The sequence below is a fragment of the Pararhizobium sp. PWRC1-1 genome, from assembly GCF_049897905.1.
Classification (GTDB): Bacteria; Pseudomonadota; Alphaproteobacteria; order Rhizobiales; family Rhizobiaceae; genus Pararhizobium.
Genome location: NZ_JAFCXE010000002.1, coordinates 445,436 through 460,698 on the forward strand (window position 1 = coordinate 445,436; position 15,263 = coordinate 460,698).

Sequence of the window (15,263 nt, forward strand, 5' to 3'; positions counted from 1 at the left end):
GCGCTTGTTTTTCAAGCGCTTGCCAGCATGCTATACCCTCCCCCAACTGACAGGGTTCTGTCAGGAGCGTTTCGCTTGACGAGGAAAATTGGCCCATGCGCAAGGCATCGCGACTGTTCGAGATCATCCAGATCCTGCGGCTGGCCACCCGTCCGGTGACGGCAGCACAGATCGCCGAAACGCTCGAAGTCACGGTGCGCTCGATCTACCGGGATATCGCAGCGCTTCAGGCGATGCGGGTGCCGATCGAGGGCGGGCGCGGCATCGGCTATATCATGCGCCCCGGCTTCGACCTGCCGCCGCTGATGTTTTCGATCGAGGAAACCGAGGCGATCGTGCTGGCGCTGGCGCTGCTCGAGCGCACCGGCGACGATGAATTGAAGGAGGCGGCAAGGCGGGTCAACCAGAAGATCGCCGGCGCGATACCGGTGCCGTTGCGCCAGACATTGCACGCAAGGGCGCTGCATGCCTGGGGTACCATCGCTCCCGCACCGTCCGGGCTTGATCTCGCCCTGGTGCGCCGGGCGATCCGCGACGAACGGAAACTCGCGCTCGATTACCGCGACGAATCCGGCCGTGCCAGCCAACGCACGGTCCGCCCGCTGGCGCTGATCTATTACTCCGCCACCGCCGTCGTCGTCGCCTGGTGCGAACTGCGCCAGGCCATCCGCAATTTCCGCGCCGACCGGGTGGAAAATTGCGCGATGACGGACGAATATTTTCGTGGCGAAGGTGATGGGTTGCGGGATTTGTGGATCAAGGGGTGGCGAACCGGCCCGCAATCCAGTTCGCCGCTCCCATCAATTGGCTGAAATTGGCTGAGAAAACGATTATTTCGTCGCGCCGTGCGCGGGTCCCTCTTCCTTGACGGAGCGCGGTGTTGGCGCGGTGATCACGCCGTGGTTCGGATCTTTGACATCCTGCCCCTTCGAGCCATCGGCCGCCGTCATGAGCTCATGCTCGCGGCTGTCGCGCCGTGTCTGCCGAAGGCTCGTTGCCTCGTCAATAAGAGCTGTCAGTTCCTGCTCGGACAGGTCGGATAGATCAATGGTCGTCGCCACGGTAGCCTCCTTGAATGGATTGGACCCAGGCTAAACGCACAACTTGGCAAATCGGCCCATGCGCTCGCAAATTTAGTTGAGGCTCCACATCTAGGAGACGACGCTTGCCTATGCGCCGATCCGCAACACCCGGCCCTTCTCCCGTCCAAATCCTTCGATCGCGATCCGGTCGGCAAAAACAGTGACGATCGCAAACGTGTTTTGGTTCTCGGTATCGACCATGCCCTTGAACGTCACGAACGGACGGCCATCGACTTCGCCGAAATTGCCCTCATGGTTATGGCCGCAGAAATAGCCGCGGAAGCATGAAAAACCGGTGAGCAGACCGATGATGCGCTCACTGTCCCACATATTGTGGCTGTTGGCCGGAAAGACCGGATAGTGACCGAGGACGAGAACGGCCTCACCGTCGGTCTCGGCCTTTTCCATCACCAGCTTCAGCCACTCGAATTGTTCGTCACTCAGCGAACCGTTCCAGGTGTGGGCGTTGATCGCACCTTCGGCCGCAAGCGCAGCCAGCCGTTCCGCTGCCAGCCCCGTGCGCGGATCATCCGGCGCGGCGGAAAAGGTGCTGACATCGCTGCCGTCGAGCACCACGAAACGCCAGCTGCCGATGGCGAAATCATAGTAACGGCTGGGCATGCCGAGCCGCTCAGCAACGCTACTTAGATGTTCCGGCGCGACTGCGAAATCATGATTGCCGAGCAGGAACAGGGCCTTGTGGCGCAGTGTTTCGTAAACCGGCAGGATGTCGCCGAAACTCTTCCAGTCACGATCGATGATATCGCCGAGGGTCATGACGAAATCCAGTTCCGTCGCGTTGAACACGGCAATGGCATCGGCGAGCTTGTCGAAGCTGCGGGGATAGTGACGGTTCATCGCCTCGTGCGGCGCGATATCGGCATATTGCGGATCGGCGACGATGCCGAAGCGGAGGATGGGTGTTTCGGTGTCTTTTTGCATGGCGCCTGCCTAGAACCGGCTTGTAACAACTGCGTGACATTTGCCCCTCAAAAAGGGCGACCGCAAGCGGTGAAAGGCGTTTGCCCAAACGAAAACACCCGGCGCTTTTCGGCGCCGGGTGCAAATCTGCAGTCCAATGAAATGCTTATGCGGCGGCTTCGTAAAGCTCGAGCACGTAATCCCAGTTGATCAGGCTGTCGACGAAGGCTTCGAGGTACTTCGGACGGGCGTTGCGGTAGTCGATGTAATAGGAATGTTCCCAGACATCGACGCCGAGGATCGGCGATGCGCCGTGAACCAGCGGGTTTTCGCCGTTCGGGGTCTTGGAGATTTCCAGCTTGCCGCCCTTGACGGAAAGCCAGGCCCAGCCCGAACCGAACTGGCCAACGCCAGCTGCGATGAAATCGGCGCGGAACTTGTCGTAGCCGCCGAGATCGGACTTGATGGCTGCGTCGAGCTTGGCCGGCAGCTGCGTTCCGCCGCCGCCCTTTTTCATCCACTTCCAGAAGTGAAGGTGGTTGTAATGCTGGCCGGCATTGTTGAACAGCGGCTGGTTGGTGCCGTAGGACTTTTTGACGACTTCTTCCAGCGACAGGCCGGAAAGACCGGCTTCTTCAGCCAGCTTGTTGCCGTTGGTCACGTAAGCCAGGTGATGCTTGTCATGGTGATACTCGAGCGTTTCGCGCGACATGTAGGGAGCGAGCGCGTCGTAGTCGTAAGGCAGGTTCGGCAATTCGAAAGCCATGATGGTATCTCCTCTTGTTGGCGGGGTCCATGAAAGCCGGGTTGGAATTCATGAAAGAAATCTGTGAGGCGGAACATAGGGACCACGGCTGCAACAGGCAACCGCCGCCATGCCAAATTTCGCCACAGACATGGAAAATACTTTCGCCAACGGAATGTTCCACAGGGATGAGACGGGCACAGAATGGACATGATCCTTCGACAGGTTACACACGAACCGACTGATCAATAACCCAAGGAAATCAGATGTCTTTTCACAACCGTTCCGCCCTGGTCGCCCTTCTCGCCGCGGGCCTGCTGCCCTCGGTAGCTGCCGCATCATCGGATGATGCATGGGCCGCGATGCGGACCGACGTCTCTGCAAAATGCCTGAAGGCGGCGGCCGGATCGATCGAGAAGCCGAGGGCGGTCGTCGATCCGTTCGGCTCTGAAAGCTTCGGCCTTGCGCTGGTCAGCGGCAAGCCAAAGGGCGCCAAGGGAAAGATCACGCAGATCTGCGTCTACAACAAGCAGACCAAGACCGTCGAACTGGGCGGTGAGCTGACCGAGCAAATGTTGAAGACGCCCGCAAAATGATATCCGGCGAATGACGCGGTCAAAATGACACCGGAACAATCCCGGCATTGACCTCTAACGGCCGGACGGTCACAGCTTGCGGACATGCTTCCTCCAGCACAGAGACCCGATATGCTGTTTCATGGCCTGTCCGCCTTCCCGATCACCCCTTGCGACGCGGCTGGCCGCGTCGATACCGGCGCCCTGAGCGGCCTTCTCAAGCGCATTGACGCCGCAGGTGCCGATTCCATCGGTCTCCTGGGAAGCACCGGCTCCTATATGTATCTCGACCGGGCGGAGAAACGCCGCGCCATCGAGGCTGCCTCTGTTTGCCTTGGCGGCCGCACACCCGTCATCGTCGGCGTCGGGGCGCTGCGGACCGACGAGGCCGTGGCGCTTGCCCGCGATGCGCAGGATGCCGGGGCGCAGGGGCTTCTGCTGGCACCTGTCTCCTATACGCCGCTTGGCGACGATGAGGTGTTCGAGCATTTTTCTGCCGTCGCAGCAGCCACGCCATTGCCGCTTTGCATCTACAACAATCCGGGCACGACGCATTTTTCCATCAGCCAGACGCTGCTGTCGCGCCTCGCCGTCATCCCGTCCATTGTAGCCGTCAAAAACCCGGCTTTGCCGGCCGCCGACATTGCGGCAGCCCATCAGGCAACATTGTCAGCCATGCCCGCCGGTTTTGCCGTCGGTTACAGCGGCGACTGGCTGGTGGCCGATGCCATCCTGGCGGGCGGCGTTACCTGGTACAGCGTCGTCGCCGGCACTCTGCCTGAACCATCCGTCAAGCTGATGCGGGCGGCGCAGGCCGGTGACGGCGCCGAGGTCGAGCGCATCAACGCACTGTTCGAGCCGCTCTGGACGTTATTCCGTGAACTCAGCAGCTACCGCGTCGTTCATGCGATCGCCAACCTGTTGGAACTCAGCCCCCACGATCCACCACGGCCAATACGCCCGCTTTCGCAGGCCGACCGGGCACGGGTGACAGCGGCGCTTGAGGTTTTGACGGCGGTCTGATGCGTGCAACAGCAGGGTGGGTGACGGAAGCAGGTGCTGAGACTCCGCGCTGGGGGGGGGGGCGCCCGCCGGTTGAAACCCTTGCCCTTGCTATCCCCGCCTCTCTGGTCAGACAGGGTTACCGCAATCCTGCACCGCCTTTTCAAGCTTAAGCAAAGCTCCTCATGAAGCTCCAATTTATGCACATCTTATGCGAGAATATTTATTCCCATAATAATCTGAGTTCAGCGAATTTTGATTTCGGCCTTTTCGCCTAACAGATATCCCGTCGGGCCCTTGCGGGTACGACGGGATGTTCACTCAGAGGCGACTAAGGTCTTTCGCGGCCAAAGTGCGTATCGTGCTGCCGTCTTCATTGAACGTCGTCAACGAGCCATCCTCGCCGTAACTCAGCATTTTCTGTCCGTTGGCGTAGGACATATCCAAAGCGCCCAAAGTCAACCTGCCGTCCTGATCCTTCGATATGGTCACGTCCTGACTGAAAACCTGTCCCAGGAGCATGGTGAAACTCCCGATGCTGCCCCCAAACGTTTTCGCTTGGCTCATCGTCCACATGTTTTCTGTCGTTTTGAATCTCACGATACGTTCATAACCACCCTCACCGTAGTTAAGCCTCAATGTATCGTCGATCATTTTTTGGCTGGCACCGCTTGCAACCAATTTCGCCATGTCTGCATCCTTGCCAGCCATATGGTCTTCCCGAGACGGAATTTCCTTCAAATCAAATTGGGCACTATATTTCGCAAGCGTATAGGCGAGCCTTCCAACGAAGATCTCTGCGTTCTCCAACGATGCTTCAATCGGTTTAAAGGCAATCAGCGGGTCGTCTGCATTAGTGGAGTTAAGTTGGCTGACGGCAGCAGCATTCATCGCGCTCCATTGAACGGAAGAGAATTCCGACGATACCGTGCCCCCGACCTCTCGCGGGTTTTGAGCCGCTTCCGGCTGCGCTTTAGCCGCCGCGTTGGCCACAGCCGCAGCAGCTTTTGCGCCAACGGCCGACCGGTTGGAGACAATATCCAAAATGGTGTCAGTGGCGCTCTGTCCCTGTATGCGCGGAAGCAGCGACGGCTGGGTCTGCTGAAGGATGGTCAGGGCGGCGTTGCCGCTGGAAATGCTGGTCATGGCCGGTTCTTTCTGCGCCTGGCGTCGTGGCACTCATGCCCGACAAGAGGTAAAAAATCCGGGGCATCATGCCACCTGAGCGATTAAATCATAGAGAATTCCTCGATACAACCATTCCGCGATTTTTCTTAAGAAACTCTAAATAAAGGTAGAAATAAAAGATGGCTGCTACATTTGGTTGCACGCTAATTAAGACATTTTTCACGTGGACTGCTTCATCTCGACACGCTTTCGAGACAAGGGCTATTCCAACCACATCGGCGACGTTGCCCGGTTTGCGCCTTGCATCCTCAAGTGCAAACATTGGAATGCGGTGAATGACACCGCATTTCTACAAGGAGGATTCCAGCAGCGAGGACAGCCTCGCTTGAACTCAAGCGAGAGGGGAGGCCTTATGCGCCGGATGCAAAAGCAATGACGGCGGCGGTGGCGCTGACGGCAAGCAGCGCCACGATGCACAGCCGCAGCAGCATGGCTGCGTCCTCCCGCCCCGTCGTTGCGGGGGTGACGGCAAGAGGGGCAGCGGCGGCATCGCTGCGCCTTTGATACTGATAGGAAAGAACCGCACCACGACCATACAGCATTGAACGAAATCCTTTTCGGTTGGCCTCGCAGACCGGACAAACCTTGAGAGAACGTGTCTGTCAGGCGCGTTCGCTTTTTAGGGCGTACCTGCATAGGATTTCGATTGCGCTCATTGCATGAACATATCAAAATCCCATAAGTCCGCAGCCGCCCGGCGTATGTCCGCCCGGCCACAACTGACGGCGAACCGGTTGATTTTTCTGCGCATTGATCATTATCATTCAGGGGGATTTTCCATGGCCAATCCATTGTCCACGCTCGGCATCGTCCATACCATCATCAGCGTCGTGCCCATTGTCGCGGGGCTCTATTCCTTTTCGAAATATGCCGCCATCGTTCCGAAATCCAATTCGGGCCGCATCTACATCATCACGCTGTTCCTGTCGGCGATCACCTCGTTCGGCCTGTCGAGCACCGGCGGCTTCAATGCCGGCCATGCGATCGGCATCATCGCCATGGCGGCGGTGATCTTTTCCGTCGTCATCGGCAAGCTCGGCTGGTTCGGCCGCCTCAACCGCTACCTGCAGGCGCTGTCGATGTCGTTCACCTTCTTCCTCCTGATGATCCCCGGCATCAACGAAACCCTGTCGCGCCTGCCGCCCTCAAGCCCGATCGGCGCTGGCCCGGATTCGCCGCCGGTGCAGACGGTCACTGCCATCTGGGCGGTGATTTTCCTTCTCGGCATCTGTCTTCAGGCCTTTATCATGCACCGCCGCGCGGGCTCCGGCTCGGGCGCCCTGCCCGCTTGAGACGTTGAAACCGCCTTGCTGCGCCTGAGCTATCCGGCGCAGCACCCCGGTGAAGCCACTACCCGCAGGTCCGGAACCACACGCTCTGTGCGGCGTTGATGACGCATCCACATGAGGGAGAGCGCAATGGAATTTCATCGCGGCCGGCTGATCGATCACGTGCATCTGCGCGTCAAAGATCTTGCGACGGCAAAAACCTTCTACCGGGCCGTGCTGGCAACGGTCGGCGTCAACATCCAGCATGAGAGCGATAAGGCCTTTGCCGCGGATGAACTCTATGTCGATGTGGCGGACGACTATGTCAGCCGCGTGCATCTGGCTTTTCAGGCAAAGACCCGTGAAGAGGTCCGTGCGTTCCATGCAGCAGGCCTTGCCAATGGCGGCACGGACAATGGCAAGCCCAGCGAGCGCAGCTACCATCCCGGCTATTACGCCGCCTTCCTCATCGACCCCGACGGCAACAATATCGAGGCCGTGTTCCATGGGCCGAATGTCCGGTCTGCGACCTCTGTCGTGATCACGCCAACCTGACGGCTGCGCCGTTTCGCTCTGGGCCGTCAGCCGTGAACAACAGACACGGCCAGCGCGCGGACAGCCTTGATTTCGCCGGTATTTTAAGGGTTTGTTAAGCCACATCCAGCCGGAGAAACACCATGGCGCTTGGCGCATCGCATCGCTTGCAGGACGGCATCGAGGCCGTCGAGACCATGACCCGTTTCGCCCTTGCCACCCTGGCGCTGGCATCGGGGGTCTATACCTATCTCGGGGTCCGCTCCATCCTTGATGGTTCGGCGACCGCGGTGTTCTTCGCAGCCCTGATCTATTCCTGCGCTGTCTCCGTGGCGATTTACGCCTTCTGGACCTATATGGCGCGGTTTTATCCGCACATCATCGGCGCTGCGGCCCGGACCGCGATGCTCGGCATCATGGCACTCGGCTGCCTGATGATCATCGCCATGGCGAGCTGGCTGAATGCCGCTGCCCTTGCCGGTTCGGCTGCGCTTGAACAACATCTGGCCGAAACGGTGGAGGATTACACCGCCGATCTCGACCGCGCCCATCAGAATGCCCTTGCCGCCCAGAGCCTGCTGCCGGATATCCAGCGCGCCTCCGAACGCTTCCAGCGGCTTTCCGACCAGGAGCGCGAAAGCGGCGCACTGACGGGTACGACAGGGGCCGGCAGCGTCGTCCAGCTTCTTGGTCAGATGGCGGCGCAACTGAACGAGCTCGAAACCGGCATTACCGCCTCGCGCGAACGTGTCACCACATTGTTCGACGAAGGCCGTGCCCATCTTGCTACCATGCGCGGCCTCGTCTCCGCCCCCGGCGCCATCGATCCGCGCGCCGACCAGTTCGCCGCCGAAGCCGTGGCGCTGACCGGCACCATCACGGCACTGGAGCAGACATCGATCGCAGCCTCCGTCAAGCGCGCGGCGGAAGATCTGTCGCTCGGCTTCATCGCCCCGGTCGCCAGCGGCCTGGAGGCTGATCTGGCCAACCGGCAGGATCAGGTGATGGAGACCATCCGCACTTCGGTGGCAGCACAGTCAAAAGTGTTGTCGGAGGCTGCCGACCAGATTCTCACCCGCGAGCCCGTCGGTGAACGCCGCTTCGTGCCGCTGTCCTCGGCCGCGGCCGTACTGCGCTATGCATCGGATTTCATCCCGAGCTGGGCCGGCGCCATCGCCATCGATCTTCTGCCCGCGGTTCTCGTCTTCATGCTGTCGATCGCCCATGGGGCGCTGCGCCGGCAGGAACAGAGCCTGCCCTTTGCCGAGCGGATCACCGCTGCCGAACTGCTGGAAGCGCTGGAGGTGCAAAAGGCGCTGCAGCGCAGCGGCTTCGACATCCAGACCGCGATCAGCGAGGCGGAAGCAAGAGAACAATCCAACATCACCAATCTCGACCTCTCCGGCAAAGGTCCGCGCAAATGAACGCGACTACGCGTCTGCAAGGGTTCGGGCAGCGGCTGAAAACCTATCTGCTTTCGGCCGATGACGGCATGCTGATGCGCCATTTCTTTCACGGACTGGTGGTCACATCGCTGGTCTTCATTGTCATCGACTGGAACGAACTGAGCACGGCCAACCAAGCCCATCCCGGCTTCGACCCGATGCAACCGGAAGCGGCGCCGGTGCTGCCACCGGCACTCACCGAGGGCGAACCGCAAAACGCACCCTCCGACATTACCACTGACCCAAACACGCTGAAACAGGCGATCCGCTTCGAGCTCAAGCCCGGCGGCATTCTCTCGGCCGAAGGCTCGATCGAGCCGGGGGCGGCGGGGCGTTTTGCCAGCGAGATCGAGGCGCGCGGCGAATATGTGAAGACGGTGCTACTGAACTCCCCCGGCGGGGCCGTCGGCGATGCGTTGGCGATGTCGAAGCTGATCCGGGAGAAGAAGCTCGGCACACGGGTAGCCAGCGGCGCGCTCTGCGCCTCTTCCTGCCCGATCGTCATGGCTGGCGGCGTCGCCCGGGAGGCCGAAAAAGGCGCCGTGGTCGGCGTCCACCAGATATTCAACGGCTCGAAGGAAAAGCTCTCCCCCGAACAGGCGATGTCCGACGCGCAAAGGACCACGGCCGATGTCAGCCGCCACATGGAAGAGATGGGCGTCAAATCCGGGGTGTGGCTGCATGCGATGGAGACACCGCCGGACCGGCTGTATTATCTGACGCCCGAGGAAATGACGGCGTTTTCGCTGGTGACGGATGGCGAAACACCAGTCGCAAAGGCGAAAACGAAGTAACCGGGACGCGGGCCTCGACCGATGTCCCGGGCTTCACCAGCGCCCTACTCTGCCGCGTCTGCCTGACCGGCAGCGGTGGAAACAGCTTCCTTCACAGCCAACTCTGCCATCGCAAGCGCTGCCTCGCGCGTCTTGGCGGCGGCAACGAAGCGGCCGTTGTGGCAGAAGCTTGCGCCCTTCACCCCGGATGCCGCTTCCAGATCGCCATTGGTGAGCCCGGCCCAGGCGGCCGGCAGGTCGGCCCGGACCTGAAAACCTTCGTCGGCGCGGCGGATGGTGGTCAGGCACCAATCCTTGTCGCGCGGATGAACGACGAACAGCAGGTGATCGGCGCCCGCCTTGACGACGGCAGGGCGGAACGGCATGCCCGTCGGCAGCTCCAGAATACGGCCTTCGCCGGCATCGGCGATCGCCTGATGCACCAATGCCTCGGCCCGCAATTTGGCAGCGCTCTTTTCAATGCGCGCCTCGACGAAGGCGCGAGCAATGGTGAGCGCATTGTGGAAAGCACGGTCGTCGGTTTCTGGATCGGTTTCGTCGAAGACAGGTTTCAGGGTTTCCAGCAGCACTGGCAGGGTCAGCCCGCCCAGCACGCCTGCGACCGACGGGCTGAGTGCACCATTATCGACCAGATCGACCGGCAGCACGAAGCTGGCATCGAACGACGCATGGATATCGGCGGCATGGGCTTCAGGGACACCCGACGCGACGAGATAGTCGCGGCCATAATGCTTCCAGATCAATCCGAACGAGCTGTAGGGCTGGCTGTCGTCACGCAGCGGCGCACCGCGCTGATGGTGATCGAAGATGCGCGCTTGGGCATCATAGGCGCCGCCGACATCATAGATGATCCGGTCGCCGCCGGGCGTGATCCATTCCGGCGCGCGGCTGCGCACGATACGCGCCTGCGGGAAAAGCCTCGTGAGGATGACGCTGGACAACAATTCGTCAGCATGGAAGCCACCGGAATGGGTGACGAGGAATTCTGGGGTCATGCCGGGATACGCCTTGTTGCTTGCGAAGGTTCGCTTGGGGTTTGCACCAGATAGCCATTGCGGGGTGTCATCTCAACCCGTCATTTATGGTTTAGCGTGCCAAGCCGAGACTCTTCGGGATAAAGCCGATGGCGGTTGACAGCAGTTGCGGGCCGCCGCTTCAGCCGGCTGAGCCGGGCTTTGGTTGCAGTTCTGAAGGGCGCCGAACGGGGACTGGCACGTCCGACAGGTTTTCGCTGGCCTTTGTGCTGATCACGTGGACCTGTGCGGGGATCTCGTCGCGCAAATAGCTCTCATTGCCCGGCAGGCCCATCGGATACAGTGCGTCGCGGCTCGCCTCGTAGGCCGCGCTCTTATCGGTGCAGAGGCGGATACGCATATCCTGCGGCGCGACGTCGGTGCGGTTTTGCACAGTGTTGACAAGTCCTGCATTGGCCGGCAGGCGGCCCTCGAAGGCCTGCGTCAGATATTGCGCAGACCGTTCGTTGCGCTCCCGCTCCGTCGTTGCGCCCAGGATCACCACTGCCACACGCTTTCCGTTGCGTGTCGCCAGCCCGACGAAATTTCGCCCGGATGCGCACAGAAAACCGGTCTTCATGCCGATCGTGCCGCTATAGCGCGTGAGCAGAAGATTGTTGGACTTGATCTCCTTGCCGTCGATGGTGACGGCCGATGCCAGGAAGAAGCGGCGATATTCCGGAAACAGCCGGTCCACTTCCATGCCAAGGATCGCGAGATCGCGCGCAGTCGTATAATTGGTCTTGTCAAACAGACCGTTTGGATTGGAAAAATGCGTACCCGTCAGCCCAAGGCGGGCGGCCGCTTCATTCATTTTCCGGACAAACGCCGGTTCGTCGGGCGCCACCGCTTCAGAAAGAGCAACAGCGACATCGTTTGCCGATGCGGCAATCATGGCAAACAGCGCGTCCTCCAGCGTCATCGTCCGCCCGAGGGTGAGGCCGGATTCGAGAAAAGCCTGTTTCGTGGCGTTGCGGGTCATGGTGACGGGTGTCGCCAAGTTTACCGCGCCAGAGCGCAGGGCCTCAAACACGACGAACGCCGTCATCAGCTTGGTCGTCGAGGCCGGATACCAGGGCACGCCGGCATCCTCTTGGTAGAGCACCTGCCGGCTATCGGCATCGACGACCAGCACAGGCGTCGCATGTGCCGGTGCCGCCAGGAAAAGCGACGCAATCAACGCCAATTCTTTCCATGGCCGTCCAGCCAATATGTTTTCGGTCATCTGCCAGTCTCCGGAGAAAGGCGTCCTCATGGCATGATGCGCCACGACAGGACAAGCGTTTGCTGCGAAAGCAGCAACGAATTGGTCGGCCGGGAGTTCCGTCCGACGATCGCGTTGGGCCACAAAAGCCGCCGGCCCCACAGCCGACAGCCCAGCCATCCGCTTGCGGCGAGGATGGCTGACTGCAACGTCCTTACAAATCCGACGCCGATGAATGGGCCCAGTCCATATAGAGGTCCTTTGCCTTGGCGGCGATCGGGCCAGGCTGCAGGTCGCGGTCTTCGAGTTTGGTGACGGGGACGACCTTGGAATAGTTGCCGGAGGTGAAGATCTCGTCGGCGGTCTCGAAGTCGGAGAGCGTCAGCGTCGTCTCGACCACGTCGAAGCCGGCGTCGCGCAGCAGGGTAATCACGCGGAAGCGGGTGATGCCGGCGAGGAAGGTCTTGTTGGAGGCGGGCGTGAAGACGACGCCGTCCTTGACCATAAAGACGTTAGACGAGCCGGTTTCGGCGATATTGCCGAGCATGTCGCGCACCAGGGCATTGGAGAAGCCGCGGCTGCGGGCCTCGATCAGGATGCGGCCATTGTTGGGATAGAGGCAGCCGGCCTTGGCGTCGGTCGGCATGCATTCGATCGTCGGGCGGCGGAAGGGCGAGATGGTCAGCGACTGGCCGCCGGGTCCTTCGCCCATCGGCGCTTCGAACAGGCAGAGCGCAAAGCGGGTCGAATCGGGATCGACGGCAACGACGCTGCCGGGCATGCCATGTTCGCCCCAATACATTGGCTTGATGTAGATGGCGGTCTGGCCGTCGAATTTCTTGACACCTTCCCAGGCAAGCGCCTCGATATCGTCGGCCGTCACCACCGGCTTCAGGCCAAGCGCCAAAGCCGAGCGGTTGACGCGCTGGCAATGCAGGTCGAGATCGGGCGCGATGCCATCGAACCAGCGGGCGCCATCAAACACCGTCGAGCCCAGCCACATGGCATGCGATGTCGGGCCGATCAGCGGCGGGTTGCCGGAAAGCCACTCGCCATCGACATAGGTCCATGTGGTGCTACGCGGGGATGTATCGACGGCCATGATAGTCTCCTGTTTGTCTATGTTTGACCCGGCATAACCGGAAAATCGAGAAGTGGGGTAAATAGGTACATCAAAAAAAGTCATGGCGTCCAATCTGGATGCGTTCACCAGATGCGGATAGGAATACCCCTCTGTCACTGCGTGACATCTCCCCCACAAGGGGGGAGATTGTTCTTTTCCCTCACTGGCTTTGATGTCAGGAGGCCGCAATGGTTGCGGTCAATCTCCACCCTTGAGGGGGAGATGTCGGCGTCGCCGACAGAGGGGGGGTTTACGCGGCACGATCTCACGATAGGTTCAACCGTCCGCATCCACTGTCACATAAAGGACCCGCCCCGATGAAAGCCATGTATTACGACGCCTTCGGCAAGACGCCAGACATCCGGATACTTCCCGACCCGACGCCCAGCGCAGACGGCGTGGTCATCAAGGTCGAGGCGACCGGGCTTTGCCGCAGCGACTGGCATGGCTGGATGGGGCATGATCCCGATATCAACCTGCCGCATGTACCGGGCCATGAACTGGCGGGCACGGTCGCCGCCACAGGCAAGGGCGTGCTGCGCTACAAGGTGGGCGACCGGGTGACCGTGCCGTTCGTCTCCGGCTGCGGCCGCTGCGGCGAGTGCCATTCCGGCAATCAGCAGGTCTGCGCCAACCAGTTCCAGCCGGGCTTTACCCATTGGGGCTCGTTTGCCGAATATGTCGCGATCGATTTTGCCGACCAGAACCTCGTGCATCTTCCCGAAAATCTGGATTATGCCACCGCCGCCAGCCTCGGCTGCAGGTTTGCCACGTCGTTCCGCGCCATTGTCGACCAGGGCCGGGTGCGCGGCGGCGAATGGGTGGCGGTGCATGGCTGCGGCGGCGTCGGTCTGTCGGCGATCATGATCGCAACCGCGCTCGGCGCCAATGTCATCGCCATCGATATTTCCGAGACGAAGCTCTCCTTTGCCCGCGAGATCGGCGCCGTCGCCACCATCGACGGCAGCGTCACCGGCGATGTGGCCGAAGCCGTGCGCGAGATCACCAAGGGCGGCGCGCATGTGTCGATCGATGCGCTGGGCTCGCCGGTCACCTGCTTCAACTCGATCAAGAACCTGCGCCGCCGTGGCCGCCATGTGCAGGTCGGGTTGATGCTCGGCGAGCATGCCAGCCCGCAGATCCCGATGAGCCAGGTGATCGGCCATGAGTTGGAAATCTACGGCAGCCACGGCATGCACGCCTGGCGCTACGAGGCGATGATGGCGATGCTGGAGACCGGCAAGCTCAACCCGCAAAAACTGATCGGCCGTCATATCAGCCTGGAGGAAGCAGTGCCGGCACTGACAACGCTGGATACCGCGCAGGACCTCGGCATCAGCGTCATTACCCGGTTCTGACAAAAAGACTGTGCGTTGGGTCTGCGGGCAGTTCAGTCCCGCCGACCCACTCTTTGCCGCAACCGGAAAGCCGCAACCAGAGGTCGGCGGCATATCACCTTGCGATTATATTCTGCTAGCGGCAGCTTCCCTTAAGCCATTTGCGCCCTATTTCACATCTTGCCGCGTTAAAGCGGAATTTTTTTAGGAGTGGGATAAATGGCATCATCCATGCTGATCAGTATTCTGATCACGTTTCTCGTCATCGTACTTGTTTTGTATCTCGTTGCGCGCCTGCCGATCGATGGCCGCGCCAAGCAGATCGTCCAGATTATCGTGATCATCATCGGCATTATTTCGCTTCTGAAATACCTCGCGGTGTTTTAAACATCATTGCATGTTCAAACGTCCCGGGCGGGAGAACGACCTCCCGCCATGGTCCTTTCACCGTTTCAAAGCGAGTTCATTCCATTGGCCGTTAAAATCGACGTCAAAGTTCCCGGCAAAGTAACCGTGCGGCGCAGCCCGGACGAAACGTCCGCGGCGGCCCTCAACATCATCAATCAGGAACTGGTGGCGCGAAACAAGAAGACCGCGATGCTGAAAGCCCTGCGGCTCGGCCAGGAACAGGCTGAAGAAAAGCCGGAGAAGAAGGCTGCTGCCAGGAAGAAGAAATAAGGATCTTTCCGGGGCGCTGGGCAAGGCAGATTAGGGCCGTTCGGTCTTGGCCTTGAGGCGTCCTGTTGCGGTATGGCAGGTCTCTCCCGCAGGTCGCTGACCTTTTTAAGGCTCCCTCAGTCGGTTCCGTCATTCCCTTGCTTGTCACAGGAATCCAGTGCGCCGTGTCCACGGCGCGCAAAACTCCCCGAGTCATCCGGTTGAAAAGTCCTTTCACCGCGCCGACGCGCCGTGGCTGGCAACTGTGTTTCTACGTTTGTGAAAAAATTGTTTTGTCCCTCGTGATTGCGTTTGCGATGGCGAGTATTTTGCGTGCGAGGGCAATGATGATGACCTTGAAAGGCTTGCCGCGTT

19 protein-coding genes are annotated in these 15,263 nt (G+C 60.4%); 11 read left to right on the plus strand and 8 right to left on the minus strand.

Annotation, left to right across the window (positions count from 1 at the left end; genetic code table 11):
* The first annotated feature begins 95 nt into the window (after positions 1-95).
* Positions 96-812, plus strand: coding sequence for a helix-turn-helix transcriptional regulator (locus ACP7E0_RS05840; RefSeq protein ID WP_426123555.1), 717 nt, complete (start codon positions 96-98; stop codon positions 810-812).
* 18 nt (positions 813-830) lie between these two features.
* Here the strand turns inward: ACP7E0_RS05840 and ACP7E0_RS05845 are convergent, their stop codons facing one another.
* The 3 genes from ACP7E0_RS05845 to ACP7E0_RS05855 form a co-directional block, all read right to left on the minus strand.
* The gene (locus ACP7E0_RS05845) at positions 831-1,061 is read right to left on the minus strand and encodes a hypothetical protein (RefSeq protein WP_426123556.1); all 231 of its coding nucleotides are present in this window, start codon (positions 1,059-1,061) and stop codon (positions 831-833) included.
* A gap of 108 nt (positions 1,062-1,169) precedes the next feature.
* Positions 1,170-2,024, minus strand: a complete 855-nt coding sequence (locus ACP7E0_RS05850) for a metallophosphoesterase (RefSeq protein WP_426123558.1) — start codon at positions 2,022-2,024, stop codon at positions 1,170-1,172.
* 145 nt (positions 2,025-2,169) lie between these two features.
* Positions 2,170-2,769 carry a superoxide dismutase gene (locus tag ACP7E0_RS05855; RefSeq protein ID WP_426123559.1) on the minus strand — a complete coding sequence of 200 codons (600 nt, stop codon included), beginning with the start codon at positions 2,767-2,769 and terminating at the stop codon, positions 2,170-2,172.
* Between the two features lie 245 nt (positions 2,770-3,014).
* Here ACP7E0_RS05855 and ACP7E0_RS05860 point away from each other — a divergent pair, with 245 nt between their 5' ends.
* Entirely contained in the window at positions 3,015-3,344 is a 330-nt protein-coding gene (locus ACP7E0_RS05860) for a hypothetical protein (RefSeq protein WP_426123561.1), read from the plus strand.
* Positions 3,345-3,455: 111 nt separating this feature from the next.
* Positions 3,456-4,346 (plus strand): dihydrodipicolinate synthase family protein, encoded by an 891-nt coding sequence (locus ACP7E0_RS05865; RefSeq protein WP_426123562.1) that lies wholly within the window; start codon positions 3,456-3,458, stop codon positions 4,344-4,346.
* Positions 4,347-4,646: 300 nt separating this feature from the next.
* Here the strand turns inward: ACP7E0_RS05865 and ACP7E0_RS05870 are convergent, their stop codons facing one another.
* A complete protein-coding gene (locus ACP7E0_RS05870; protein WP_426123563.1) occupies positions 4,647-5,471 on the minus strand; it encodes a hypothetical protein in 825 nt (274 codons plus the stop codon).
* A 392-nt stretch (positions 5,472-5,863) separates the two neighbouring features.
* Positions 5,864-6,055 carry a hypothetical protein gene (locus tag ACP7E0_RS05875; RefSeq protein ID WP_426123564.1) on the minus strand — a complete coding sequence of 64 codons (192 nt, stop codon included), beginning with the start codon at positions 6,053-6,055 and terminating at the stop codon, positions 5,864-5,866.
* A 237-nt stretch (positions 6,056-6,292) separates the two neighbouring features.
* Here ACP7E0_RS05875 and ACP7E0_RS05880 point away from each other — a divergent pair, with 237 nt between their 5' ends.
* From ACP7E0_RS05880 to ACP7E0_RS05895, 4 genes are all read left to right on the plus strand, one after another.
* A complete protein-coding gene (locus ACP7E0_RS05880; RefSeq protein ID WP_426123566.1) occupies positions 6,293-6,805 on the plus strand; it encodes a hypothetical protein in 513 nt (170 codons plus the stop codon).
* A 126-nt stretch (positions 6,806-6,931) separates the two neighbouring features.
* Entirely contained in the window at positions 6,932-7,336 is a 405-nt protein-coding gene (locus ACP7E0_RS05885) for a VOC family protein (RefSeq protein WP_426123567.1), read from the plus strand.
* A gap of 122 nt (positions 7,337-7,458) precedes the next feature.
* The gene (locus ACP7E0_RS05890; RefSeq protein WP_426123569.1) at positions 7,459-8,739 is read left to right on the plus strand and encodes a hypothetical protein; all 1,281 of its coding nucleotides are present in this window, start codon (positions 7,459-7,461) and stop codon (positions 8,737-8,739) included.
* Positions 8,736-9,554 carry a hypothetical protein gene (locus tag ACP7E0_RS05895; protein WP_426123570.1) on the plus strand — a complete coding sequence of 273 codons (819 nt, stop codon included), beginning with the start codon at positions 8,736-8,738 and terminating at the stop codon, positions 9,552-9,554. Before ACP7E0_RS05890 ends, ACP7E0_RS05895 begins: the two co-directional genes overlap by 4 nt.
* A gap of 44 nt (positions 9,555-9,598) precedes the next feature.
* Here ACP7E0_RS05895 and ACP7E0_RS05900 read toward each other — a convergent pair whose 3' ends face one another.
* From ACP7E0_RS05900 to ACP7E0_RS05910, 3 genes are all read right to left on the minus strand, one after another.
* Entirely contained in the window at positions 9,599-10,549 is a 951-nt protein-coding gene (locus ACP7E0_RS05900; protein ID WP_426123572.1) for an MYG1 family protein, read from the minus strand.
* Positions 10,550-10,709: 160 nt separating this feature from the next.
* Positions 10,710-11,792, minus strand: a complete 1,083-nt coding sequence (locus ACP7E0_RS05905) for a D-alanyl-D-alanine carboxypeptidase family protein (RefSeq protein WP_426123574.1) — start codon at positions 11,790-11,792, stop codon at positions 10,710-10,712.
* 193 nt (positions 11,793-11,985) lie between these two features.
* Positions 11,986-12,873: a branched-chain amino acid aminotransferase gene (locus tag ACP7E0_RS05910; RefSeq protein ID WP_426123575.1), complete on the minus strand. Its 888-nt coding sequence runs from the start codon at positions 12,871-12,873 to the stop codon at positions 11,986-11,988.
* A gap of 338 nt (positions 12,874-13,211) precedes the next feature.
* On the opposite strand from ACP7E0_RS05910, the gene ACP7E0_RS05915 reads away from it, so the two are divergent.
* The 4 genes from ACP7E0_RS05915 to ACP7E0_RS05930 all read left to right on the plus strand — a co-directional run.
* The gene (locus ACP7E0_RS05915) at positions 13,212-14,252 is read left to right on the plus strand and encodes a zinc-dependent alcohol dehydrogenase family protein (RefSeq protein WP_426123577.1); all 1,041 of its coding nucleotides are present in this window, start codon (positions 13,212-13,214) and stop codon (positions 14,250-14,252) included.
* Positions 14,253-14,450: 198 nt separating this feature from the next.
* Entirely contained in the window at positions 14,451-14,618 is a 168-nt protein-coding gene (locus ACP7E0_RS05920; protein ID WP_112405649.1) for a Thivi_2564 family membrane protein, read from the plus strand.
* Between the two features lie 48 nt (positions 14,619-14,666).
* Positions 14,667-14,909, plus strand: coding sequence for a hypothetical protein (locus tag ACP7E0_RS05925; protein ID WP_426123579.1), 243 nt, complete (start codon positions 14,667-14,669; stop codon positions 14,907-14,909).
* Between the two features lie 164 nt (positions 14,910-15,073).
* Positions 15,074-15,263, plus strand: a 190-nt coding sequence (locus tag ACP7E0_RS05930; RefSeq protein ID WP_426123581.1) for a hypothetical protein, incomplete at its 3' end; no start/stop codon positions are given.